Raw genomic sequence first — 22765 nt, forward strand, 5'->3', positions numbered from 1 at the left:
ATATTGACCATGTGAATGCTCTTGGTTGGATCATGGTTGGAAAAAGACTATACTACGGCCAGGCAAAATCTATGTTTTTGACGTCTCGGAATGAAAATTCCGTGTATAGTGCTCTGATGGTTAAAAAGGTTTTTTGCAAGGACGAAGGTGATTAAATTCGATACTTACAAACCTCCAGAGAGAGCGGTTACGTATTTTGGCTACTTAAAATCTTGTAGATTGCTGCAGATTTTTCTCATTGCATGTAAGAAGAAGAATCGTTAGCATTTTTAAAATAGTTATCTACTACAATGTGTTACAGCTGTTACTCCGAAGGAGCTATCGTATCATCAGAGGATTTACAGCGTTGTATTTAGCAGTGAGAAGTTTGGTTTCTCTGAGCCAAGGGCGGTAGCATACCTTTTTATAAATTTCAAATTATTATTTATGCTATAATTATGGTACATTCGATGGGCATTTCATAATGAAGTATAATTTAGGTTACCTTTTTGATTTAGTGTACGTTATCACGCAAAAGGATCTGAAGGTCAGATACAAGAGCAGTCTATTGGGCTATTTATGGTCAATAGCAAACCCTTTGCTTTTTGCGATGATATATTATTTCATCTTTAAATTGGTAATGAGGGTTCAGATTCCTAATTACACAGTTTTTCTAATTACTGGGTTGTTCCCTTGGCAATGGTTTTCAAATTCAGCAACAAATTCGCTGTTTTCATTCCTTTCTAACGCACAAATCATTAAAAAAACGGTGTTTCCACGTTCAGTCATTCCGTTAAGCAATGTAATGATGGAAGGTCTTCATTTCCTTTGTACTTTACCTGTAATTGCAATGTTTTTATTTATTTACGGTATGTCACCATCAATTGTATGGTTGTGGGGAATACCTATCATCGCCATTGGTCAAATAATTATTACTTTCGGCTTCGCGTTAATTTTTTCAACGTTGAACTTGTTTTTTAGAGACCTGGAACGTTTCGTAAGTTTGGGTATCATGTTGCTTTTTTACTGTACCCCTATACTGTACGGCGCGGATATGATCCCAAGCCAGTATGCTTGGTTAATACATTATAACCCACTGGCTAGTATGATTTTGGCATGGCGTGATCTTTTCATGAACGGCCATCTTGATTATATGCATATGGCATATTTATATGCATCTGGCATCACTGTTTTAGTCATTGGGATGTGGGTTTTCAATAAGCTTAAATTTCGTTTTGCAGAGATACTATGATGCCAGTAGTCATTGAATTTTGTAATGTAACTAAAGAATATCCACTTTATCATCACATAGGCTCTGGTATTAAAGATTTATTGTTCCATCCGAAACGAGCAATGAGTCTTTTGAAAGGGCGTAAGTATTTGGCCATTGAAAACATATCATTTACCGTTAATAAAGGTGAATCAGTTGCGTTAATTGGTCGTAATGGTGCAGGGAAAAGTACATCCTTGGGCTTGGTGGCTGGAGTATTGAAACCAAGTAAGGGAGAGGTAAAAGTCACGGGTCGTGTTGCATCTATGCTTGAGCTGGGGGGCGGCTTTCATCCTGAGTTAACTGGGCGAGAAAATATAATATTAAATGCTACACTTTTAGGATTAAGACGATCTGAGGTGTATAAAAAGCTCGATAAAATTATTGAATTCTCCGAACTAGGCAGTTTTATTGATGAACCAATTCGTGTTTATTCAAGTGGAATGCTGGCAAAACTTGGGTTCTCAGTAATTAGCCAAGTTGATCCTGATGTATTAATCATTGATGAGGTTTTGGCTGTTGGTGATATTGCGTTCCAAAGAAAATGTATTAACACCATCAGTGCGTTTAAAGAAAAAGGCGTGACGATTTTGTTTGTGAGTCATAGTATGACTGACGTCAAGAAGGTATGCGATAAAGTTATTTGGGTTGAGAATCATCGGCTGAAAGCTATTGGTGATGCTGACTCGGTTATTAGTGAATATGTAGCCTCAATGGCTTGATGGGTAAATGATGACACAGAAAAATATTCTAATTGTTGGTGCTGGTTTCTCTGGCGCGGTTATTGGTCGTATGCTGGCAGATGCTGGACATAAAGTGAGTGTTATCGATAGCCGAGCTCACATTGCAGGTAACTGCTATAGTGAGAGAGATTCTGAAACCGGTGTCATGGTTCATACTTATGGGCCACATATCTTCCATACTGATAATACTGAAGTTTGGGACTATATATCTAAATTTACTCAGATGATGCCATATGTTAATAGGGTGAAAACTACAGTAAATGGTCAAGTGTTTTCGTTACCGATTAATCTTCATACAATTAACCAATTTTTTAAAACAACTTGTTCTCCTGAAGAAGCACGTAAATTAATCGAAGATAAAAGCGACAAAGATATCGTCGAGCCGATGACTTTTGAAGAGCAGGCTTTGCGGTTCGTTGGTAAAGAATTGTATGAAGCCTTTTTTAAGGGTTATACCATTAAGCAATGGGGAATGTCTCCTGCAGAACTTCCGGCTTCGATTCTCAAACGATTACCTGTACGATTTAATTATGATGATAACTATTTTAATCATAAATATCAGGGCATGCCTAAAGATGGCTATACAGTTATTGTTGAGAAAATTCTTGAACACAAGAATATTTCAGTAACACTCAATACCTTATTTGATCCGAACTCACGTGATAAATATGATCATGTGTTCTATAGTGGTGCATTGGATGGTTTCTACAATTATGCCTTAGGGCGTTTGGGATACCGTACACTTGATTTCGATATGTTCCGTGTTGATGGCGATTTTCAAGGCTGTGCAGTGATGAATTATGGGGAACAAGAGGTACCTTATACGCGCATTACGGAACATAAATATTTTGCACCGTGGGAGCAGCATAATAAATCGATCTGCTATCGTGAATTCAGTCGGAAGTGTGAACCGAATGATATTCCTTACTATCCTATTCGCCAGGTAGGCGAGATGGATATGTTAGAAAACTACTTAAATAAAGCCGAAAAAGAAAAAAATATCACGTTTGTAGGGCGCTTAGGCACTTATCGTTATTTGGATATGGATGTCACAATTGCTGAAGCTATGAATACAGCGAAAAACTATCTAGAATCCCTACAAAATAATTCACCGATGCCAGTATTTACGGTAAAGGTTAGATGAATATAACTGCTTTAATTGTAACCTATAATCGGTTAAATAAATTAAAAAAAACAGTTCAGGCAACCTTAGCGTTGCCTTTTAAGTCTGTTATTGTTGTTGATAATGCATCTACTGATGGAACTATGGAGTGGCTCAGAACAAACTGTGATAAACGCTTGATTGTTCTTTCATGTAATGAAAATACAGGTGGAGCTGGCGGCTTTAAATATGGTTCTGAATGGATTGTTAATAATATAGAGACCGACTGGGTTTTATTTTATGATGATGATGCTTATCCACAAGCGGATTTTTTTGAACGAATACAGGTAGAATCATTAACAGAAAAAACGGTATACGCATGTAATGTTATTGATACTCATGGGGCTCGTTGTGGTATGAATATACCATGGAAAAAATACCCAAGTAGTATTCTTGATAATATAAAGTATCTGGTAAAGTCAAATAGTTTCATTGCTGATGGAACTAAGAATGACCAGATAATTAGCGTATCTTTTGTGGGAATGTTAATTAGCAAAATCAATTTAGAAAAATATTATCATTTTATAGATGAGAGTCTTTTCATTTATTTTGATGATGTATATTTTTCATATCATCTTCATATGAATGATATTAAGATGGAGTACCTTATGAATTTGTCCGTTATTCACGATGTTAGCCAGAACACGGGATATATGGCACACTGGAAGGTATATTATCTTATAAGAAATATGATGTTCTCAAAACATATTTTTGGTTCCAGAAGACCTTTTAGTAATGTGTATATATTTCTTCGGTTGATAAAATATAGTGTTAAGGCACTGAAACATCCGGAGAAAAAAGAGTATATAAAAAGTTTGGTTCGAGGGGTTTATGACGGAATATGTAATCATAAGTGGAAACGGTGAAATACCCTATTATGAGTAAAAAACTATGTTATTTCATTAATTCAGCGTGGTATTTTGAGTTACATTGGTTGGATCGGGCTAAAGCAGCGATTGATGCTGGTCATGATGTGTCTCTTGTAGCTAGGTTTAATAACACCGAAATTCTGAGAAAACTAGAGAGCATCGGGATTAAATGTTTTGAAAGTAATATGAAGGAAAATGGAATCAATCCATTTATATATCTTTGTGATTATCTCAGGGTGTCAAAAATTTTAAATAAAATAAACCCGGATATTCTTCATTGTATCACAATTAAACCCGGAATTATCAGCTGTTTGTGGTGTAACATCAATAAAAAGCGACTGATCTATAGTTTTGTTGGATTGGGGCGAGTATTCGAAAATACCAGTCTGGTATATAAGACACTGCGCTTTTTTATTACTCGGTTGTACAGTTTTCTGTTTTCAGGTATTGATTGTAAGGTTGTTTTTGAGCATGAGGCTGATCGGAATAAGATTATTAACATTATAGGGATAGAACAATCGAAAACGGTGGTTATTGATGGTGCGGGAATCGATGTGAATTATTTTTCGTATAGTGAAGAGCCGAACGAAGGTATCCCCAAAGTTTTATTCGCTAGCCGTATGTTGTGGAGTAAGGGACTGGCAGACCTTTTAAAAGTGAAGAAACGTCTCACCGCTGAAGGCATAAATTTTGAAGTCTTAGTAGCTGGAATTATTGTTGATAATGACAGTGATGCGATCAACTTACATCAGATTGAAAAATGGGATCAATCCGGAGATATTACGTGGCTTGGTACTCGTAATGATATAAAAGAACTGATTCAGCGCTCAAATATCGTTGCCCTTCCTTCTGTATATGCAGAAGGCGTGCCACGCATCTTACTTGAGGCTGGGGCCGTAGGCCGGGCAACTATTACATACAATATTGGTGGCTGCAATAGTTTAGTGAAAGATGGTTTCAATGGAGCCATTGTAGAAAAGAAAAATATAGTTCAGTTTGCTGAGAAACTGAAGACTCTACTAATAGACAATAAGTTGAGAAGTGAAATGGGATTGAATGCCCGGAAACTTGTTGAGTCAAAATATTCTTCGGATATTATTATTACGGAAACATTACGGTTGTATTCTATTGATAATCAGTAAATGTAGAATAAATTAAATAACTAGATGCGATAAAATTAAAAGCAGTGAGCACTTAGATTTCTAGCGTTAATAGTTTGCTGTATGGAGGGATAAAGATGGCCCAGTGCAACGATATCTTTGTTCTGTTCAATATATGTCATATTTGGCGATACATCTGAAAAATCGAATTTCGTAATTTCTCATAAGAATGTTTCATGGATATGATGAATATGGATACGTGATTAATAGTTATGGCAGTAATTCTCTATGAGAAGGGATGCGAATCACATATAGAGTTGCCAGAAGAGCGCTTCAAAAGTGATAGTAAATTATTTGGCATAGGCGCAGATACTAAACCCATCTCCGCAGGAGATGGGTTTAGTTGGTAAATAACCTATCGACCTAAAAGTATATTATCATATACAGCGGATACGATTTTTTTAGCCACGCTGTCATTTTTATTAATTATGAGAAAATCTTCACAGTTTCTTTCTTGATTTGATTTTTTTGTATCCGCTTTTCCATCTTTAAATTCAATCAACATGTTTAATGCTTGATGAATATCATTAACCGCGTTCAAACCTTCTGATATTTTCATCCCGTTACCATCAAATGGTAAATGATTTTTACGTTCTAAGAATATAATAGGTTTTTTTTCTAACTGGAATTCAAGTAACCAACTTATACCATCGATAAGTAATAGATCAGCCGCTTTGAAAATTGATGAGTATGTTGAAAATATACTATAGCCGGTATTACTTAGCGCATTCCATTCAGTAATAAAGTTATCGAAATCGGATCTTAATCCCTCGTCCTCAATGTTGTTCATGATTGTGACTAATGCCGGGTGAGGGCTAAATATTATATCAATGTCCTGATTGTTTTTGGCGAATACCAACATTTCTTTATAAATTGATAAGAACATACCAAAATTAGACCATCCGTCAAAAATACTATGATGTGCCCCCCATATTACTTTATAATTATCTGATTCTGCGATTGGCCATGAAGGTTTAGCATTCTGAAAAACTTCAACCTTTGGGTGACCTGTCACGATATGATTTTTTAAAGTACTTAACTTCTCATCCTGCTCTTTTGAGTATGAGTTTGCGGAAAATACCAGTTCACATGATTGGTGAAAATAGCTATTGTTAATGTTTTCATCAACACCATCTAAAAAATTCATTATCTCATATGGGATATAATATAATTTAGCGAACCTTAAATTTTCAGTTGCGAAGCCAGGTGGATAATCATAATCCCATTGTGATTGCCTAAATATGATATCTGGGGAAAGTGTTTTTATTATATCCAGATCTAAATACGAATTTTTGTTATTTAGCCTTATGTGATCAATATTTTGTGATGATAAAAATTTATGCACCTTATCTTCATCGATAAATGACTTTTCTCCTGGAAAACGGCGATTGACCGAAAAAATGATGGGCGTGAACCTAGAGTCTTGAGAAAATTCAGCAATAACTGAGCCAATACTATCCCATGCTTCTACGTTATGGATGATAAATGCGCAAATGAAGTTGTTATCTTTTTTTATTTTTTTTGATATTAAGTTAACCGTTTGATTTAGGTTTCTAACTGTTTGATTCAAATCTAAAAGTGAAGCGCTTGTTTTGTCGAGATTTCTTGATAGGTGTTCAAGTTCCTGACTTATTCTATCAATTTTTTCTGAGTCTCCATTTTTAAGTGAATCTCTGATTAAGTTAACTAGTTTATCTCTTACTATTTTTTTGATATTTTTCAATTGTTCACCATTCTCGTCATTGGTTCATGTGACTTATTTTATTTTGATTATAACAAATGTAAAGTGTTGTGTTGAGGATTTTCTTAGTTTGGTGTTGTTCTTCTTCTAGAAGTTGAATTGATTAGAATAATAATTATGCCTTAATAAAAAACAATGTTTATTTGTTCTGGGTTTACTGATGAATTTTTATTGGTTCTTTGATTATGTGAACGGTAGCGATATGATTTCCTAGCTAGATATATGCTGGAAAATGAAATTGAGTGCTGAATCATACCCTTAATTAGAAATCAGATATTCTCGGGGGGGGCATTTTTCAGCGGTGTTGAAAAATCTATTTCTGATCAATGGCTTGGATATTTATTTAAATATAATGGTTGGGCATGGTTCTGATGTTATCAGGTAGATGCCAATAATCGGCATGAAAGGATAAAAACAGAGGTCTTAGTCTTTAGGAATGATATCTGCCTACACGGTTTCAACGCCTTCTTCGCCCACTTTCTGGATATTACCTTAGTGTACTGCTTAGCGCTGCGTTGGTCCGGTCAATGGCTATGGCCTCCGGGTCGTTTATATAGTTACAGTCACTTTCACACATTTTGACATACACCGAATGGCTGGATTAATCTGAATTAGTTCACCCATGATTGCAGGCCCGGAGCGCTCCTCCGGGCTTTTTTATTGTCTAAAAACGGCATTCAGCCTGCTCTGATAGCCTTCGTTGACCTGATTCACGATATACTGGTTACACGCTGGCTCAACACGACTGCGTTGGGTCTCATGGGGATGCGACACTCACCCTCACATGTTTAATCGGAAGAAGTTACAGAGCGAATGAAGATAACTATCTCAGGAACAGGTTATGTAGGTCTGTCGAACGGTATTTTGATTGCCCAGCACCACGAGGTGGTTGCACTGGACATCGTTCAGGCCAAAGTTGACATGCTGAATCAGAAAAAATCGCCGATTGTCGATAAAGAGATTGAAGAGTATCTGGCGACAAAACCACTGAACTTCCGCGCCACTACCGATAAGCATGATGCGTATCGCGATGCTGATTTCGTTATCATTGCTACCCCGACGGACTATGATCCGAAGACGAACTACTTTAATACCTCCAGCGTTGAGTCGGTTATCCGTGATGTTATTGAGATCAACCCGAATGCGGTGATGATCATCAAATCCACTATCCCGGTGGGCTTTACCAACAGTATTAAAGAGAAGTTCGGTATTGATAATATCTTCTTCTCGCCGGAATTCTTGCGTGAGGGCCGTGCGCTGTACGATAACTTACACCCGTCACGTATCGTGGTTGGCGAGCGTTCTGAACGTGCTGAGCGTTTTGCCTCGCTGCTGCAAGAAGGGGCGGTTAAGCAAAATATCCCAACGCTGTTTACTGATTCGACCGAAGCGGAAGCCATCAAACTGTTTGCCAATACCTACTTGGCATTGCGTGTGGCGTACTTTAACGAACTGGACAGCTACGCGGAAAGTTTAGGGCTTAACTCACGGCAGATTATCGAAGGCGTGTGTCTTGATCCGCGTATCGGCAATCATTACAACAATCCATCGTTTGGCTACGGTGGCTATTGCTTGCCGAAAGACACCAAACAGCTATTGGCGAACTATGAGTCAGTGCCGAATAACATCATTGGCGCAATTGTTGATGCGAACCGTACCCGCAAAGACTTTATCGCTGACTCCATCCTCGCTCGTCAGCCTAAAGTGGTTGGCGTGTATCGGCTGATTATGAAGTCGGGTTCCGATAACTTCCGCGCGTCTTCTATTCAGGGGATTATGAAACGCATTAAAGCGAAAGGTATCCCAGTGATTATCTACGAACCGGTGATGCAGGAAGACGAGTTCTTCAACTCGCGCGTGGTGCGTGACCTGGATGCCTTTAAGCAAGAAGCGGATGTGATTATCTCTAACCGCATGGCGGAAGAGTTGGCGGATGTCGCAGATAAAGTCTATACCCGCGACTTGTTTGGTAACGACTAGTGAGCGCTCAAAAAAATACCCTCATCGCGAGGTAATGCTGGTCAATTAAGCGCCACATTCCGTTCACCTGATGTTTTGTAGAACATGAAGCCGCTGTTCCTGTGAACGGGTCAAGGGGGACTGCCGAGTCCCCCTTGACAATCCCTGCGGCCCCGCAGGGAAATCGGTGCTTCGCACTACGCTCGCCTGCGAATTCCAGCCTGCGGCACGGCGAAACTCGACTTCCTGTCTCGGTTCGCCTCAGTCCGCCATCCCAGGCGGTCTGACCTTGTCTTCCTTTCTCCGGCTCGCCGATTTCCATCGGGGACTCATCGGTTTCAGCCACTCAGGTTGTCGCTATTCGTTCAATGAGCGCAACTGGCGGCGATACTAAAAGTAGAAATCCCTTTAACTGACAAGCATTACCCCATCGCGAGGGCATTGTTGTTTAAATCTGATAAAACCCGCGATACCAATCGACGAAGTTTTTCACGCCATCTTTTACCGACGTTTGTGGTTTGAACCCGACCAGATCGTACAGCGGCTGTGTTTCTGCGCTGGTTTCCAGGACATCGCCCGCTTGCATTGGCAGCATATTTTTCTCGGCTTTGACCCCTAATGCCTCTTCCAGTGCGGTGATGTAATCCATCAGTTCAACCGGGGAGCTGTTGCCGATATTGTAGACGCGATACGGTGCGGAGCTGGTTGCCGGGGAGCCGGTTTCTACTGTCCAGTCTGCTTCAGGCTGCGGGATAACGTCCTGCAGGCGGATAATCGCTTCTACGATGTCATCAATGTAGGTGAAGTCACGCTTCATTTTGCCGTAGTTGTAGACATCAATACTCTTGCCTTCCAGCATCGCTTTAGTGAATTTGAACAGCGCCATGTCCGGGCGGCCCCACGGGCCATAGACAGTGAAGAAGCGCAGGCCCGTGGTCGGCAAACCGTACAGGTGCGAATAGGTATGCGACATCAGTTCGTTGGCTTTTTTGGTGGCGGCATACAGCGACACCGGATGATCGACGCTATCGTCGGTCGAGAACGGCATTTTGCGGTTCAAGCCATACACTGAACTGGATGAAGCGTACAGCAAGTGCTGCACTTTATTATGCCGACAGCCTTCGAGAATATTGAGATGGCCGACGAGATTCGCCTGGGCATAGGCGTGTGGGTTTTCCAGTGAGTAACGAACGCCTGCCTGTGCCGCGAGATGAATCACGCGGTCGAATTGTTGTTCTGCAAACAGCGCCGCCATAGTGGCGTTATCGGCAAGATCTGCTTTCACAAAGTGAAAATCGGCGGATTGCAGCAGGTCAAGACGTGCCTGCTTCAGGCTAACGTCATAGTAATCATTGAGGTTGTCGAGGCCGACCACCTGATGACCTGCCGCGAGTAGCCGTTGGCTGACGTGAAACCCAATAAAGCCCGCAGCGCCGGTGACCAAATATTTCATAGCATTCCTTAAACGTAAATCCGATGCGGATCTCTCTTTTCGATCCTGACATAATCAAAGATCATACATTCTGAACGACAAAAAATATAATCGTTATCTTTTATTAACGTTACCGGGGCGGGCGTTTAGGCGAGAAACCCGGCTGGGATGCCGGGCCAGGGGAGGGGATTACTGATGGCGCTGCCGCAAATTCTCAATCACTGCGGTCAAATCTAACTGCTGATCCTGCAACAGTACCAGCAGGTGATACATCAAGTCGGAGGCTTCATTTTTCAGCTCAAACTTATCCTGCACAGTGGCTGCCAATGCGGTTTCGACGCCTTCTTCACCCACTTTCTGCGCAATACGCTTCGTGCCGCTGGCATACAGTTTGGCGGTGTAAGAACTTGCCGGATCGGCGGTTTTGCGTTCTGCCAGCAGTTGCTCAAGCTGATACAGAAACAGCCATTGGTGATGGGTATCGCCAAAGCAGCTTGATGTGCCTTTATGGCAGGTTGGGCCAATCGGGTTAACCAACACCAGCAGGGTATCGTTGTCGCAATCCGCCGTGATGTTCACCACATTAAGGACGTTGCCGGAGGTTTCACCTTTGGTCCACAAACGCTGTTTGGTGCGTGAGAAAAAGGTCACTTTGCCCGTTTCTTGCGTTTTCGCCAGCGCTTCCTGGTTCATATAGCCCAGCATCAGCACTTCGCCAGATACTGCGTGTTGAATAATGGCGGGCATCAGTCCGTCGGTTTTTTGCCAATCCAGTTGTTCAGTTAACATACCCGTATCTCCACGCCCTGTGCTGCCAGGTACGCTTTTAGTTCACCAATATTAATGATTTGTTTGTGGAACACCGAGGCGGCCAGCGCGCCGTCAACGTTAGCGACACGGAAAGCATCGAGGAAGTGTTCCATGCTGCCCGCGCCGCCAGAGGCGATCAGCGGCACGCGGCAGACGTCGCGGACTTTTTTCAACTGCTCCAGGTCGTAGCCGTTACGCACGCCATCCTGGTTCATCATATTGAGTACGATTTCGCCCGCACCGCGTTTTTGTACTTCTTGTACCCAATCCAGCGTTTCCCACTGGGTCACACGGGTGCGGCTCTCGTCACCGGTATATTGATTAACGTGATATTTGCCGCTGTCAGCGTCATACCAGGTATCAACGCCGACCACGATACACTGCACGCCGAAGCGATCGGCGAGACGAGTGATCAACGTTGGGTCAGCCAGCGCGGGTGAGTTAATAGAAATTTTGTCGGCGCCGAAAGAGAGAATACGAGCGGCATCATCAATCGATTTTATGCCACCAGCAACGCAGAACGGAATATCAATCACTTCCGCAACGCGAGAAACCCAGCTTTTATCGACCACGCGACCATCGCTGGAGGCGGTGATATCGTAGAATACCAGCTCATCCGCGCCTTCATCGGCGTAGCGTTTTGCCAGCGGGACGATGTCGCCGATAATCTCATGATTGCGGAACTGGACGCCTTTCACCACTTGCCCATCACGCACATCGAGACAAGGAATTATCCGTTTTGCCAGCATTGGATGGCCTCCGTTACGTTGAATTTACCTTCCAGCAGGGCACGGCCGACAATCACACCGCGTACGCCCGTACCGCGTAATGCCGCGATATCATTCAGGCTGCCAATACCGCCGGAAGACTGGAACGCAACCTGCGGGTAACGCGCGCACACTTCGTCATATAACGAAACATTTGACCCCGCCAGCGTGCCGTCGCGGGAAATATCGGTACACAATACGTGCTGTAGGCCGACGGGTTGATAGGCTGCGACTAACTCTTCGAGCGTAACGCCGGAGTTTTCCTGCCAGCCGCTGACGGCGACCTGTTTGGCTCCGCGCTCGTCAATACGCACATCCAGCGCCAGCACTAAGTGCTCTGCACCGAAGCGTTTAAACCAGCCTTTTACGATGTCAGGGGATTTTACCGCCGTGGAGCCAACCACAACGCGCGCGACACCTGCGTCGATAAGCGCCGCGACATCGTCTTCATTGCGCACGCCGCCGCCAACCTGCACCGGCACATTGACACCGGCGACCAGTTTTTTCAGCAGTGCAATCTGGCGCTGTGCCGGGTCTTTCGCGCCGGTTAAATCGACCAGATGCAACACTTCAGCGCCCTGTGCCGCGTATTCCTGCAAACGCGGCAGGGGATCGTTGCCGTAATCGCGTTGTTGGGCGTAATCTCCCTGATGGAGGCGCACCACAGTGCCGTTAATCAAATCTAAAGCCGGAATGATCATCACATCTCCAGGAAGTTCTTCAGCAGTTGCGCGCCCGCTGCGCCGGAGCGCTCGGGGTGGAACTGCACGCCATAAAAGTTATCTTTCTGCACGGCGGCGGTGAACGGCTCGCCGTAGTTACACTGAGCGATGGTGTACTCATTGACTGGCATGGCGTAGCTGTGCACAAAGTAAAAGTATGCGCCGTCCTCAATGCCACGAAACAGGCGATCGCCCGCTTTGGGATACACACGGTTCCAGCCCATGTGCGGCAGCGGCAGGCCGAGGTCGGTCATTTTCGGCACGTCCTGGTCGATTATCCCCAGCAGGTCAACACCGCCGGTTTCTTCACTGTTGCGACCCAGCAACTGCATACCGAGGCAAATCCCCAGCACCGGTTGCGTACAGGCTTTAATCAACTCAACCAGCTCGCGCTCGCGCAGTTGATCCATTGCGGCCTGAGCCGTGCCTACACCCGGCAGGAAAAGTTTGTCGGCGCGCAGTACCACTTCCGCCTCGCGGCTGACCACCGGCTCATAACCGTGGCGCGCAATGGCCGACTTCACCGAGTTAAGGTTGGCGCAGCCGGTATCAAGGACAACTACGTTCATCACAGCACTCCTTTTGACGAGGGGAGTGTGTCGCCGTCTACGCGAATTGCCTGGCGCAGCGTGCGACCAAAGACTTTAAACAGGCTTTCCACGCGGTGGTGATCGTTTTTGCCTTTGGTTTTCAGGTGCAGCGTGATGCCCATCGCATAAGAAAGCGAGCGGAAGAAGTGCTCGATCATCTCGGTGCTGAGGTCGCCCACGCGCTGATAGGTGAACTCAGCTTTATATTCCAGGTGCGGGCGGCCAGAAATATCCAGCGCGCAGCGTGCCAGGCATTCGTCCATTGGCAGCACAAAACCGAAGCGATTAATCCCGCGTTTGTCGCCCAGCGCTACTTTTAGCGCTTCGCCCAGCGCCAGACCGGTGTCTTCCACGGTGTGGTGGTCGTCAATATACAGGTCGCCTTTTACCGTGATGTTCATACGAAAACCGCCGTGGGTGGCAATCTGATCCAGCATATGGTCGAAGAAACCCACGCCGGTGTTGATTTTGCTGCTGCCTTCGCGGTCGAGCCACACTTCAACGTCAATCTGCGTTTCACGGGTATTACGCTCAATGCGCGCGTAACGGTCACGGCGGGTCAACTGCTCGCCAATCGCCGCCCAGTTCAGGGTTTCGCGGTTATAACGCAAGCCGGTAATGCCCATGTTCGTCGCCAGTTCAACGTCGGTGGCGCGGTCGCCAATTACGTAGCTGTTGGCGCTGTCCATCACGCCGTCTGCCAGCCAGGTGTTGACCAACTGTGTTTTCGGTTTGCGGCATTCGCAGTTATCGGCGGGCAGATGCGGGCAAATTAGCACATCGTCAAAAGCCACACCCTGCGAGGTAAAAATTTGCATCATCAGGTTGTGCGGGCCGTCGAAATCCGCCTGCGGGAAACTGTCAGTGCCCAGCCCATCCTGGTTGGTGATCATCACCAGTTTAAACCCGGCCTTTTGCAGCTTCAGCAGCACCGGAATGGCGTCTGGCTCGAAGGCCAGTTTGGCAAAACTGTCCACCTGATAGTCGCTTGGCGGTTCACTGATCAGAGTGCCGTCACGATCGATAAAGAGAAACTTCTGGGTCATACGGTCTCCGCTTTCAAAGCGTCAATCACGCGCTGGCTCTCTGCTCGAGTGCCGATAGTGATGCGCAAACAGCCGCTTAAAGAAGGTTGTTTATTCTGGTCACGTAAGATAATGCCCTGATCCCACAAAGATTTAAATACAACACTGGAGGCTTTGATGCGAGCCAGTACGTAGTTAGTCTCGGAATCGAAAACCTGCTCCACGCACGCAATGGTGCGCAGCGCGTCTACCAGATATTGACGTTCGTCGAGGATCTGCGCGACGCGTTGGCGCATGGCGGCAATCCCCTGTGGGCTTAGCGCTTGCGCGGCAATATCAGCCACCGGTGTGGAGAGCGGATAGGGGGCAATCACTTTCATCAGTAACGCAATCACCTCTTTATTAGCGAGCGTAAACCCGCAGCGCAGACCCGCCAGCGCAAAGGCTTTAGACAGGGTGCGCAGAATCACGAGGTGTGGATACTCCGCCAGCCATCCGGCGAGCGTTGCCTGCGGGCAAAATTCGATGTACGCCTCATCAGCAACCACGATAGCTTTATCGCGAGTCATCTCCAGCAGCGCGCGGAAGTCCTGCGGGCGGATAATTTGCCCGGTTGGGTTGTTCGGGCTGCAAACGTACAGCACTTTGACGTTGCTCAGACTGTCGGCAATAGCCGACAAATCCAGTTGCCAGTCGGCTTTGGCTGGCACTGTGCGGCACTCTACGCCGAGGGTTTCGGCGCTGACGCTGTACATGCCGTAGGTCGGTGGACAAAACAGCACGGCGTCCTGGCCTGGTTCGCAAAAGGCGCGTACCAGCAGTTCGATGCCTTCGTCTGCGCCACGGCTCACCAGCACTTGCTCTGGCGCAACGCCTGCATAGGCGGCGTAGTTCTCGATAACCGCTTTGGGCTGGCATTCCGGGTAGCGGTTGAGCGTTTGTTGGCTTAACTCAAACGGCACTGCGGTGGGGTATTCGTTGGCGTTCAGCCACACGTCGCCTTTACCGCCCAGACGGCGGGCAGACTGGTACGGCGTCAGGGCGCGAACGTTTTCACGGGCTAACTGTTCAATGCTCATGCTTGCTCCTTCAGGGCGTTAACGCGCAGGGTGACGGCATTTTTGTGGGCGGTCAGGCGCTCGGCGGCGGCCAGCGTTTCAATGGTGGCGGCGATCGCAGAGAAACCGTCGCGTGATAACTCCTGAACGGTCATCCGTTTTTGGAAATCAGCCAGCCCCAGGCTTGAGCTGGTGGCGGTATAACCGTAGGTCGGCAGCACGTGGTTGGTTCCGGAGGCGTAATCGCCCGCCGATTCCGGTGACCAGTCGCCAAGGAACACGGAACCTGCGCTGGTGATGGCATCGACCAGTTCACGCGCGTTTCGGGTCTGGATAATCAAGTGCTCAGGGCCGTAGGCGTTGGAGATTTCAATGCATTGCGCCAGGTCTCTGGTGATGATTAACCGGCTGGCAGAGAGCGCCTGACGCGCGGTATCGGCGCGGGAAAGCTCCGCCAACTGGCGTTCTACCGCCTCGGCAACGCCTTGTGCGATACCAGCATCTGGGGTCAGCAAAATAACCTGCGAGTCCGGGCCGTGTTCGGCCTGAGAGAGCAAGTCGGCGGCGATAAAGTCCGGCGTAGCGCCGCTGTCGGCGATGACCAGCACTTCCGACGGGCCTGCTGGCATATCAATTGCCGCGCCGTCGAGGCGCTGGCTGACCTGGCGTTTGGCTTCCGTGACGAAGGCATTGCCTGGGCCAAAGATTTTGTCCACTTTAGGAATCGACTCTGTGCCCAGTGCCAGTGCGGCAATCGCCTGCGCGCCACCGACTTTAAAGACGTTTTCCACACCGCAAAGCTGTGCCGCGTAGAGTATTTCGTCGGCAATTGGCGGCGGTGAGCACAGCACGACTTTTTGGCAGCCCGCGATGCGCGCCGGGGTTGCCAGCATCAATACCGTTGAAAACAGCGGTGCAGAGCCGCCGGGAATATACAGCCCCACAGAAGCGATAGGGCGCGTGACCTGCTGGCAGCGTACGCCAGGCTGCGTTTCGATATCGACCGGCGGCAAAATTTGTGCGCGGTGGAAGGTGTCGATATTGCGCACGGCGGCTTGCATTGCCTGTTTTAACTCGTCGCTTAAACGGGCGCTGGCCTGCTGAATTTCTTCCGCCGTCACCTTCATCGCACCGACGTCGGTTTTGTCAAACCTGGCGCTGTATTCACGTAGCGCGCTGTCGCCATGACGTTTCACGTTATCGAGAATTTCTGCCACCGTCCGGGTAATACTGTCGGAGGCCGAAATGGCCGGACGCATTAACAGCGCGCGCTGTTGTTCGGGGCTACAGCGGTTCCAGTCAATCAGGGTATTGAAGCTCATGGCGCTTACTCCATCATCTTCTCAATCGGCAGCACCAGAATAGAGCTGGCACCCAGGGCTTTCAGTTTTTCCATGGTTTCCCAGAACAGTGTCTCGCTGCTGACCATGTGCATCGCCACGCGCTGTTGATCGCCCGCCAGTGGCAGGATAGTTGGGCGTTCTGCGCCCGGCAGCAGGGCAATCACTTCGTCCAGGCGATCCGTTGGTGCATGCATCATGATGTATTTCGATTCACGTGCCTGGATAACGCCCTGAATACGGGTTAACAGGCGGTCGATCAACTGCTGTTTGGCGTCGTTCATCTCGCCGTCGCGCTGAATCAGGCACGCTTTAGAGCGGTAAATCACTTCCACTTCACGCAGGCCGTTGGCTTCAAGCGTGGCTCCTGTAGAGACCAGGTCACAGATGGCATCAGCCAGACCGGCGCGCGGAGCCACTTCAACCGAGCCGTTCAGCAGGCACGATTTAAAGCTAATGCCTTTCTGGTCGAGGTAGCGTTTCAGCAGGTGTGGGTAAGAGGTGGCGATGCGTTTGCCATCGAGCGCCGCTGGGCCGTCCCAGGCTTCATCTACTGGCGTGGCGAGCGACAGGCGGCAGCCGCCGAAATCAAGACGGCGCAGAGTGAAGTAACGCGGGTCTTCGCCCTGTGCGCGGCGGTTCAGTAACTCTTCTTCCAGGACGTTTTCGCCGATAATGCCGAGGTCAACCACGCCGTCCATCACCAGGCCCGGGATATCGTCATCGCGAACGCGCAGGATATCGATAGGCATGTTTTCCGCCATCGCAATCAGACGCTGGGTGTGGAGGTTAATTTTAATGCCACAACGGGCCAGTAATTCGCGTGAATCATCACTAAGACGGCCTGATTTTTGAATAGCTATGCGTAAACGGTTGTTATCTAACATTCTGTATTCCTCATTGCCCTGCTGAATTTGGTTCAAAAAAAAGCCCCCGGAAGCAATCTTCCGGGGGCTCTCTTGCGTTCGTGCACCACTGGAAGATCTGAATGTCTCCCAGCACACATCGCCTGAAAGACTAGTCAGGGTGATGGTGATGATGGTGGTTTTTGAATTGAACGCACATAATTAATTTCTCGTTGAATGACTATTCACTTGATGCCTTTTAACCTAGCCCACTTTTACCGCGTAAGGCAAGTGCTTTTTACATTCATTAAATCAATTCATGTTGCGACTATAAATTGTTAGTTTTCACGGGGTGGCGTAGCCTTAGTACAGGAGTGCGGCAACAATCAGGAGAGCGCGATGAAAAAAGTAGCCATTGTCGGTTTAGGGTGGCTGGGGATGCCGCTAGCGTTGTCATTGATGGGACGAGGCTGGCAGGTCATCGGCAGTAAGACGACGCAAGACGGCGTAGAAGCCGCACGGATGTGTGGGGTTGAAAGTTATCCGTTGCGGCTCGACCCTCAACTGGTGTGTGAAGCGGAAGACCTTGACGCGCTAATGAACGTTGACGCTCTGGTCATTACGTTACCCGCGCGTCGTAGCGGGACGGGGGATGATTTTTACCGCCAGGCGGTGCAGGAAATTGTCGATTCGGCGCTGGCGCACCACATTCCGCGCATCATCTTTACCAGCTCGACCTCGGTGTACGGTAAAGAAGAAGGGCTGGTGAAAGAAACCACGCCGCGTGAACCGGTGACCGCCAGTGGAACGGTATTGAAAGAGCTGGAAGATTGGCTGCATCAATTACCCGGTACATCGGTGGATATTCTGCGTCTTGCCGGGCTGGTGGGGCCGGGGCGGCATCCAGGGCGATTCTTTGCCGGTAAATCTGCGCCGGATGGGCAGCAGGGCGTGAACCTGGTGCATCTGGACGATGTTATTTCGGCGATTACGTTGTTATTACAGGCTCCGAAAGGTGGGCACATCTATAATATATGTGCCCCTGAGCATCCGGCTCGCCGTATTTTCTATCCGCAAATGGCGCGTGAATTGGGGCTTGCTGTGCCGCAGTTTAGCGACAGCGGTAAAAGTCAGGGCAAAATTATCGACGGTAACCTTATTTGCCGCGAGCTAGGGTTTGAATATCAACATCCTGACCCGCTGCGTATGCCGATGGAATAACTGCATGCGGTAAACCGCAAGGGGACACAAATGAAGCCATTGCTGGATGTCCTCGTTATTCTCGATGTTTTAGATAAAGAAGGGAGCTTCGCTGCTGCGTCGGCGAAGCTCTATAAAACGCCCTCCGCGCTGAGTTACACCATTCATAAGCTCGAAAGCGAGCTTAATATTCAATTGCTTGATAGATCAGGCCATCGCGCAACCTTTACTTCCGCCGGACGAATGCTGCTGGAGAAGGGGCGCGACGTGCTGCAAAGCGCTCGTGAGCTAGAGCAACAGTTGGTTAAGTTGCACGACGGCTGGGAAAACAGCTTAACTATCGGCATCGACCCTACTTTTCCGCTACCGCTACTGGCCCCGCTGCTGGTGGAATTTTATCGTCACACCCGCAGTACACAGCTTTCGCTCATTCAAGGCGCTAATGAAGAACTGTGGCGGGCATTGGCACAGGGACGGGCCGATATGGTGCTGGGGGCACTCGGTGAGCCGCCGGTGATGGAGGCGTTGAATGTTCTGCCCTTAGGCCAGTTATCGCGGGCGTATGTAATGGCGGCGAACCACCCGCTGGCCTCACTGGCTGAACCGCTAACCCACAAGGCGTTAAGGCGCGCCAGAGCGATTGTACTAACGGAAGAAAAAGGCACGCAGGCGCGGCAGTGGCCCAGCGAGCAGGAAACGATTGTGGTATTTGATAATCAAACTCGTCTGTTGCTGTTACTAAACGGTGTAGGAATTGCTGCAATTCCTCGTTATCAAGTGCAAAAACAGTTAGTTAGCGGTGAGTTAGTGGCAAAGGCGATGGGGGAGCGAGCACAGCCAGAATTTGCCTGGATTGGCTGGAATGAACGCACCACCGGGCTGTCTTGTGCATGGTGGCGAACCGCTGTTTTAACAAATAGTGCTATAAAAGATGTGTATACTTTAACGACTGCTTACTAATCAGCCGGTTAGACAAAATATGCCATCGATTGCGTTCTCATTCTCTTGTATTTTGGATTCTGTTTAGTGCAAAATACGCCGCTTGCAAAAAATGACATTAACCGACGTTTTAAACGCGTCGGTTATTTTTTTGCATCACACACTCATTCAATAAAAGAGGCCGGGCTTAGTACCGGATAGATACTTACTTAAAACACGACAGTTGTTGTCGCTGAGGAAATCAAAAAAATGGGGCAATTTTTTGTTTTTGCGCCGGTTTTCACCGTAAAGGAGAATAACCATGTCGCATAACGCTACTCCAAACACCTCTCGCGTGGAATTACGTAAAACACTTACGTTGATTCCGGTTGTTATGATGGGCCTCGCCTACATGCAACCAATGACGCTGTTTGATACGTTTGGTATCGTATCTGGCCTGACCGATGGTCACGTGCCTACAGCTTATGGCTTTGCGCTGGTTGCTATTCTGTTTACCGCGCTGAGCTACGGTAAGCTGGTGCGCCGTTACCCTTCAGCAGGCTCTGCCTACACCTATGCCCAGAAATCCATTAGCCCGACCGTTGGCTTTATGGTGGGTTGGTCTTCTCTGCTCGACTATCTGTTCGCGCCGATGATCAACATTCTGTTGGCAAAAATCTATTTTGAAGCACTGGTGCCGTCGATACCGTCCTGGGTATTCGTTATCGCGCTGGTGGCCTTTATGACCGCCTTTAACCTGCGCAGTATCAAATCTGTGGCGAACTTTAACACCGTTATCGTGGTGTTCCAGGTCGTGCTGATTGCTGTCATCCTGAGCATGATCATTTACGGTCTGTTCCACGGTGAAGGTTCCGGTACGTTAGCCAGCAGCCGTCCGTTCTGGTCTGGTGATGCACACGTGATCCCGATGATTACCGGGGCGACGATTCTGTGCTTCTCGTTTACCGGCTTTGACGGTATCAGCAACTTGTCTGAAGAGACGAAAGACGCTGAACGCGTGATTCCGCGTGCGATTTTCCTGACTGCACTGATCGGTGGCCTGATCTTTATCTTCTCCACCTATTTCCTGCAACTGTACTTCCCGGACATCTCTCGCTTTAAAGATCCGGATGCATCGCAGCCAGAAATCATGCTGTACGTAGCGGGTAAAGCGTTCCAGGTTGGCGCTCTGATCTTCTCCACCATTACCGTACTGGCGTCCGGTATGGCGGCACACGCGGGCGTTGCGCGTCTGATGTATGTGATGGGTCGTGACGGCGTGTTCCCGAAAAGTTTCTTCGGTTACGTTCACCCGAAATGGCGTACTCCGTCGATGAACATCATCCTGGTTGGCGCGATTGCTCTGCTGGCAATCAACTTTGACCTGGTGATGGCAACGGCGCTGATTAACTTTGGTGCGCTGGTGGCGTTCACCTTTGTTAACCTGTCTGTGATTTCGCAGTTCTGGATCCGTGAAAAGCGTAACAAGACGCTGAAAGATCACTTCCAGTACCTGTTCCTGCCAATCTGTGGTGCGCTGACTGTGGGTGCGCTGTGGGTGAACCTGGAAGAAAGCTCTATGGTTCTGGGTCTGATTTGGGCGGCTATCGGCCTTATCTACCTGGCTTGTGTGACCAAAAGCTTCCGCAACCCGGTTCCGCAGTACGAAGACGTCGCGTAACGCATCGCGATGATGAAAAGCCGGAGGCCATGCCTCCGGTTTTTTTTTGCCTTAAAAATGTCTGCGGCATAAAAAATCATGCGTCATAACTCGCAGGAATAATATAGAGCTTTTGGTTATTGGAGCCATCTGGGTGGCTAAGGAATAATTTTAAGACGTCTATTATTGGGTTAATCATTATTTATGTGGCACATGATTTTAAGCGGCATTTTCTGTGGCGCGCTGCTGGGCTTCGTTATGCAACGCGGTCGCTTCTGCCTGACAGGCGGCTTCCGTGATATGTATATCGCCAAAAACAACCGCATGTTCTATGCGCTGCTGATTGCTATCTGTATTCAGAGTGTCGGCGTTTTTGCGCTGATCCACCTGGGGCTGGTGCAGTATGACGTGGGTGTGTTCCCGTGGCTCGGTACGGTCGTGGGGGGCTTTGTCTTTGGGATGGGTATCGTCTATGCCGGTGGCTGCGCTACTGGTACGTGGTATCGCGCTGGAGAAGGGCTGATTGGCAGTTGGATTGCGCTAGTAACCTACATGGTGATGAGCGCGGTGATGCGCTCGCCGCATGCGTCGGGGCTGAATAAATTCCTCGGTGCACATTCAACGGCACATAACGGCATTGCCGAAACGCTGAATATTTCCGTCTGGCCGTTGGTGCTGCTGCTGGTTGTCGTCACTCTCTGGCTGGTACGTAAAGAGCTGAGTAAACCTAAACTGAACATTGCCTCGCTGCCGCCGCGCCGGACTGGCCTGGCGCATCTGCTGTTTGAAAAACGTTGGCATCCGTTTGTTACGGCGGTGCTGATTGGCCTGATTGCGCTGCTGGCGTGGCCGCTGAGTGAAGCCACCGGGCGCATGTTCGGTCTGGGGATCACGTCACCTACCGCCAATATCCTGCAATTCCTCGTAGGCGGCGACAGCAAATCTCTGAACTGGGGCGTGTTCCTGGTGTTGGGTATTTTCATCGGTTCGTTTATTGCGGCTAAAGCCAGCCGTGAGTTCCGCGTTCGCGCCGCTGATGCCGGTACGACGCTGCGTAGCGCAGGCGGCGGTATTTTGATGGGCTTCGGTGCAAGCATCGCCGGTGGTTGCTCTATCGGTAACGGCCTGGTGATGACCGCGATGATGACCTGGCAGGGCTGGATTGGCCTGGTATTTATGATCCTTGGCGTCTGGTGCGCGTCGTGGATGTTGTATGTTCGCCCGCAGCGGCAAGCCAAACTGAAAACCGCAACGGCCTAAGGAGTTAAAAATGGTAGTGAAAAAACTGGATGTGGTGACGCAGGTTTGCCCGTTCCCGCTGATTGAAGCGAAGGCCGCAATGGCTGAATTGTCGAATGGTGACCAACTGGTGATTGAATTTGACTGTACCCAGGCAACGGAAGCCATTCCACAGTGGGCGGCAGAAGAGGGCTATACCGTCACTGATTTCCAACAGGCTGGTGATGCCGCCTGGAGCATTACGGTGCAGAAAGCCTGATACCCCGCGCCCCGTGA

24 protein-coding genes and 1 other annotated feature are annotated in these 22765 nt (G+C 47.9%); of the genes, 13 read left to right on the plus strand and 11 right to left on the minus strand.

The window, feature by feature from the left end; genetic code table 11:
- Positions 1-463 precede the first annotated feature (463 nt).
- The 6 genes from AC6I4B_RS08965 to AC6I4B_RS08990 all read left to right on the plus strand — a co-directional run bounded on the left by AC6I4B_RS08965 (position 464) and on the right by AC6I4B_RS08990 (position 5533).
- Complete coding sequence (locus AC6I4B_RS08965) at positions 464-1231, plus strand: ABC transporter permease (RefSeq protein ID WP_497771111.1); 768 nt, start codon at positions 464-466, stop codon at positions 1229-1231.
- Positions 1231-1971: an ABC transporter ATP-binding protein gene (locus tag AC6I4B_RS08970; RefSeq protein ID WP_497772068.1), complete on the plus strand. Its 741-nt coding sequence runs from the start codon at positions 1231-1233 to the stop codon at positions 1969-1971. The genes AC6I4B_RS08965 and AC6I4B_RS08970 overlap by 1 nt, the downstream gene beginning before the upstream one ends.
- Positions 1972-1981: 10 nt before the next feature.
- A complete protein-coding gene (gene glf / locus AC6I4B_RS08975; protein WP_497772069.1) occupies positions 1982-3136 on the plus strand; it encodes a UDP-galactopyranose mutase in 1155 nt (384 codons plus the stop codon).
- Positions 3133-4020, plus strand: a complete 888-nt coding sequence (locus tag AC6I4B_RS08980; RefSeq protein WP_497771113.1) for a glycosyltransferase — start codon at positions 3133-3135, stop codon at positions 4018-4020. The genes glf and AC6I4B_RS08980 overlap by 4 nt, the downstream gene beginning before the upstream one ends.
- A gap of 11 nt (positions 4021-4031) precedes the next feature.
- Positions 4032-5165, plus strand: coding sequence for a glycosyltransferase family 4 protein (locus AC6I4B_RS08985; protein WP_497771114.1), 1134 nt, complete (start codon positions 4032-4034; stop codon positions 5163-5165).
- Positions 5166-5395: 230 nt separating this feature from the next.
- Positions 5396-5533, plus strand: a complete 138-nt coding sequence (locus AC6I4B_RS08990) for a hypothetical protein (RefSeq protein WP_497771116.1) — start codon at positions 5396-5398, stop codon at positions 5531-5533.
- A gap of 5 nt (positions 5534-5538) precedes the next feature.
- Here AC6I4B_RS08990 and AC6I4B_RS08995 read toward each other — a convergent pair whose 3' ends face one another.
- On the minus strand, positions 5539-6906 hold the full coding sequence (locus AC6I4B_RS08995) for a CDP-glycerol glycerophosphotransferase family protein (RefSeq protein WP_497771117.1): 1368 nt from the start codon (positions 6904-6906) through the stop codon (positions 5539-5541).
- An 831-nt stretch (positions 6907-7737) separates the two neighbouring features.
- On the opposite strand from AC6I4B_RS08995, the gene ugd reads away from it, so the two are divergent.
- Positions 7738-8904, plus strand: a complete 1167-nt coding sequence (ugd, locus tag AC6I4B_RS09000) for a UDP-glucose 6-dehydrogenase (protein WP_497771119.1) — start codon at positions 7738-7740, stop codon at positions 8902-8904.
- Between the two features lie 427 nt (positions 8905-9331).
- Here the strand turns inward: ugd and AC6I4B_RS09005 are convergent, their stop codons facing one another.
- The 10 genes from AC6I4B_RS09005 to hisL all read right to left on the minus strand — a co-directional run bounded on the left by AC6I4B_RS09005 (position 9332) and on the right by hisL (position 17692).
- Complete coding sequence (locus AC6I4B_RS09005; RefSeq protein WP_497771120.1) at positions 9332-10336, minus strand: NAD-dependent epimerase; 1005 nt, start codon at positions 10334-10336, stop codon at positions 9332-9334.
- Positions 10337-10504: 168 nt separating this feature from the next.
- On the minus strand, positions 10505-11104 hold the full coding sequence (hisIE, locus tag AC6I4B_RS09010; RefSeq protein WP_497771122.1) for a bifunctional phosphoribosyl-AMP cyclohydrolase/phosphoribosyl-ATP diphosphatase HisIE: 600 nt from the start codon (positions 11102-11104) through the stop codon (positions 10505-10507).
- Positions 11098-11874: an imidazole glycerol phosphate synthase subunit HisF gene (gene hisF, locus AC6I4B_RS09015; RefSeq protein ID WP_497771123.1), complete on the minus strand. Its 777-nt coding sequence runs from the start codon at positions 11872-11874 to the stop codon at positions 11098-11100. The genes hisIE and hisF overlap by 7 nt, the downstream gene beginning before the upstream one ends.
- Positions 11856-12593: a 1-(5-phosphoribosyl)-5-[(5-phosphoribosylamino)methylideneamino]imidazole-4-carboxamide isomerase gene (gene hisA, locus AC6I4B_RS09020; protein ID WP_497771125.1), complete on the minus strand. Its 738-nt coding sequence runs from the start codon at positions 12591-12593 to the stop codon at positions 11856-11858. Before hisA ends, hisF begins: the two co-directional genes overlap by 19 nt.
- Positions 12593-13183 (minus strand): imidazole glycerol phosphate synthase subunit HisH, encoded by a 591-nt coding sequence (gene hisH, locus AC6I4B_RS09025; RefSeq protein ID WP_497771127.1) that lies wholly within the window; start codon positions 13181-13183, stop codon positions 12593-12595. The genes hisA and hisH overlap by 1 nt, the downstream gene beginning before the upstream one ends.
- Complete coding sequence (gene hisB / locus AC6I4B_RS09030) at positions 13183-14250, minus strand: bifunctional histidinol-phosphatase/imidazoleglycerol-phosphate dehydratase HisB (protein WP_497771128.1); 1068 nt, start codon at positions 14248-14250, stop codon at positions 13183-13185. Before hisB ends, hisH begins: the two co-directional genes overlap by 1 nt.
- Positions 14247-15308, minus strand: coding sequence for a histidinol-phosphate transaminase (gene hisC / locus AC6I4B_RS09035; RefSeq protein ID WP_497771130.1), 1062 nt, complete (start codon positions 15306-15308; stop codon positions 14247-14249). Before hisC ends, hisB begins: the two co-directional genes overlap by 4 nt.
- Complete coding sequence (gene hisD, locus AC6I4B_RS09040) at positions 15305-16609, minus strand: histidinol dehydrogenase (RefSeq protein WP_497771131.1); 1305 nt, start codon at positions 16607-16609, stop codon at positions 15305-15307. The genes hisC and hisD overlap by 4 nt, the downstream gene beginning before the upstream one ends.
- Positions 16610-16614: 5 nt before the next feature.
- On the minus strand, positions 16615-17514 hold the full coding sequence (hisG, locus tag AC6I4B_RS09045) for an ATP phosphoribosyltransferase (RefSeq protein WP_497771133.1): 900 nt from the start codon (positions 17512-17514) through the stop codon (positions 16615-16617).
- A 34-nt stretch (positions 17515-17548) separates the two neighbouring features.
- Positions 17549-17669, minus strand: a sequence feature (His leader region).
- Positions 17645-17692: a his operon leader peptide gene (gene hisL, locus AC6I4B_RS09050; RefSeq protein ID WP_497772071.1), complete on the minus strand. Its 48-nt coding sequence runs from the start codon at positions 17690-17692 to the stop codon at positions 17645-17647. Its footprint overlaps the feature before it by 25 nt.
- Before the next feature lie 179 nt (positions 17693-17871).
- Here hisL and AC6I4B_RS09055 point away from each other — a divergent pair, with 179 nt between their 5' ends.
- The 6 genes from AC6I4B_RS09055 to tsuB all read left to right on the plus strand — a co-directional run bounded on the left by AC6I4B_RS09055 (position 17872) and on the right by tsuB (position 22748).
- Entirely contained in the window at positions 17872-18693 is an 822-nt protein-coding gene (locus AC6I4B_RS09055; protein WP_497771134.1) for an SDR family oxidoreductase, read from the plus strand.
- Positions 18694-18723: 30 nt separating this feature from the next.
- Positions 18724-19632, plus strand: a complete 909-nt coding sequence (locus tag AC6I4B_RS09060; protein ID WP_497771136.1) for a LysR substrate-binding domain-containing protein — start codon at positions 18724-18726, stop codon at positions 19630-19632.
- Positions 19633-19860: 228 nt separating this feature from the next.
- Positions 19861-19923 carry a membrane protein YoeI gene (gene yoeI / locus AC6I4B_RS09065; protein WP_497772072.1) on the plus strand — a complete coding sequence of 21 codons (63 nt, stop codon included), beginning with the start codon at positions 19861-19863 and terminating at the stop codon, positions 19921-19923.
- On the plus strand, positions 19913-21271 hold the full coding sequence (plaP, locus tag AC6I4B_RS09070; RefSeq protein ID WP_497771137.1) for a putrescine/proton symporter PlaP: 1359 nt from the start codon (positions 19913-19915) through the stop codon (positions 21269-21271). Before yoeI ends, plaP begins: the two co-directional genes overlap by 11 nt.
- 183 nt (positions 21272-21454) lie before the next feature.
- The gene (gene tsuA / locus AC6I4B_RS09075; RefSeq protein ID WP_497771139.1) at positions 21455-22510 is read left to right on the plus strand and encodes a thiosulfate utilization transporter TsuA/YeeE; all 1056 of its coding nucleotides are present in this window, start codon (positions 21455-21457) and stop codon (positions 22508-22510) included.
- 10 nt (positions 22511-22520) lie between these two features.
- A complete protein-coding gene (tsuB, locus tag AC6I4B_RS09080; protein WP_497771141.1) occupies positions 22521-22748 on the plus strand; it encodes a thiosulfate utilization sulfurtransferase TsuB/YeeD in 228 nt (75 codons plus the stop codon).
- Positions 22749-22765: the final 17 nt, after the last annotated feature.

Source organism: Kluyvera fluvialis (genome assembly GCF_059725275.1).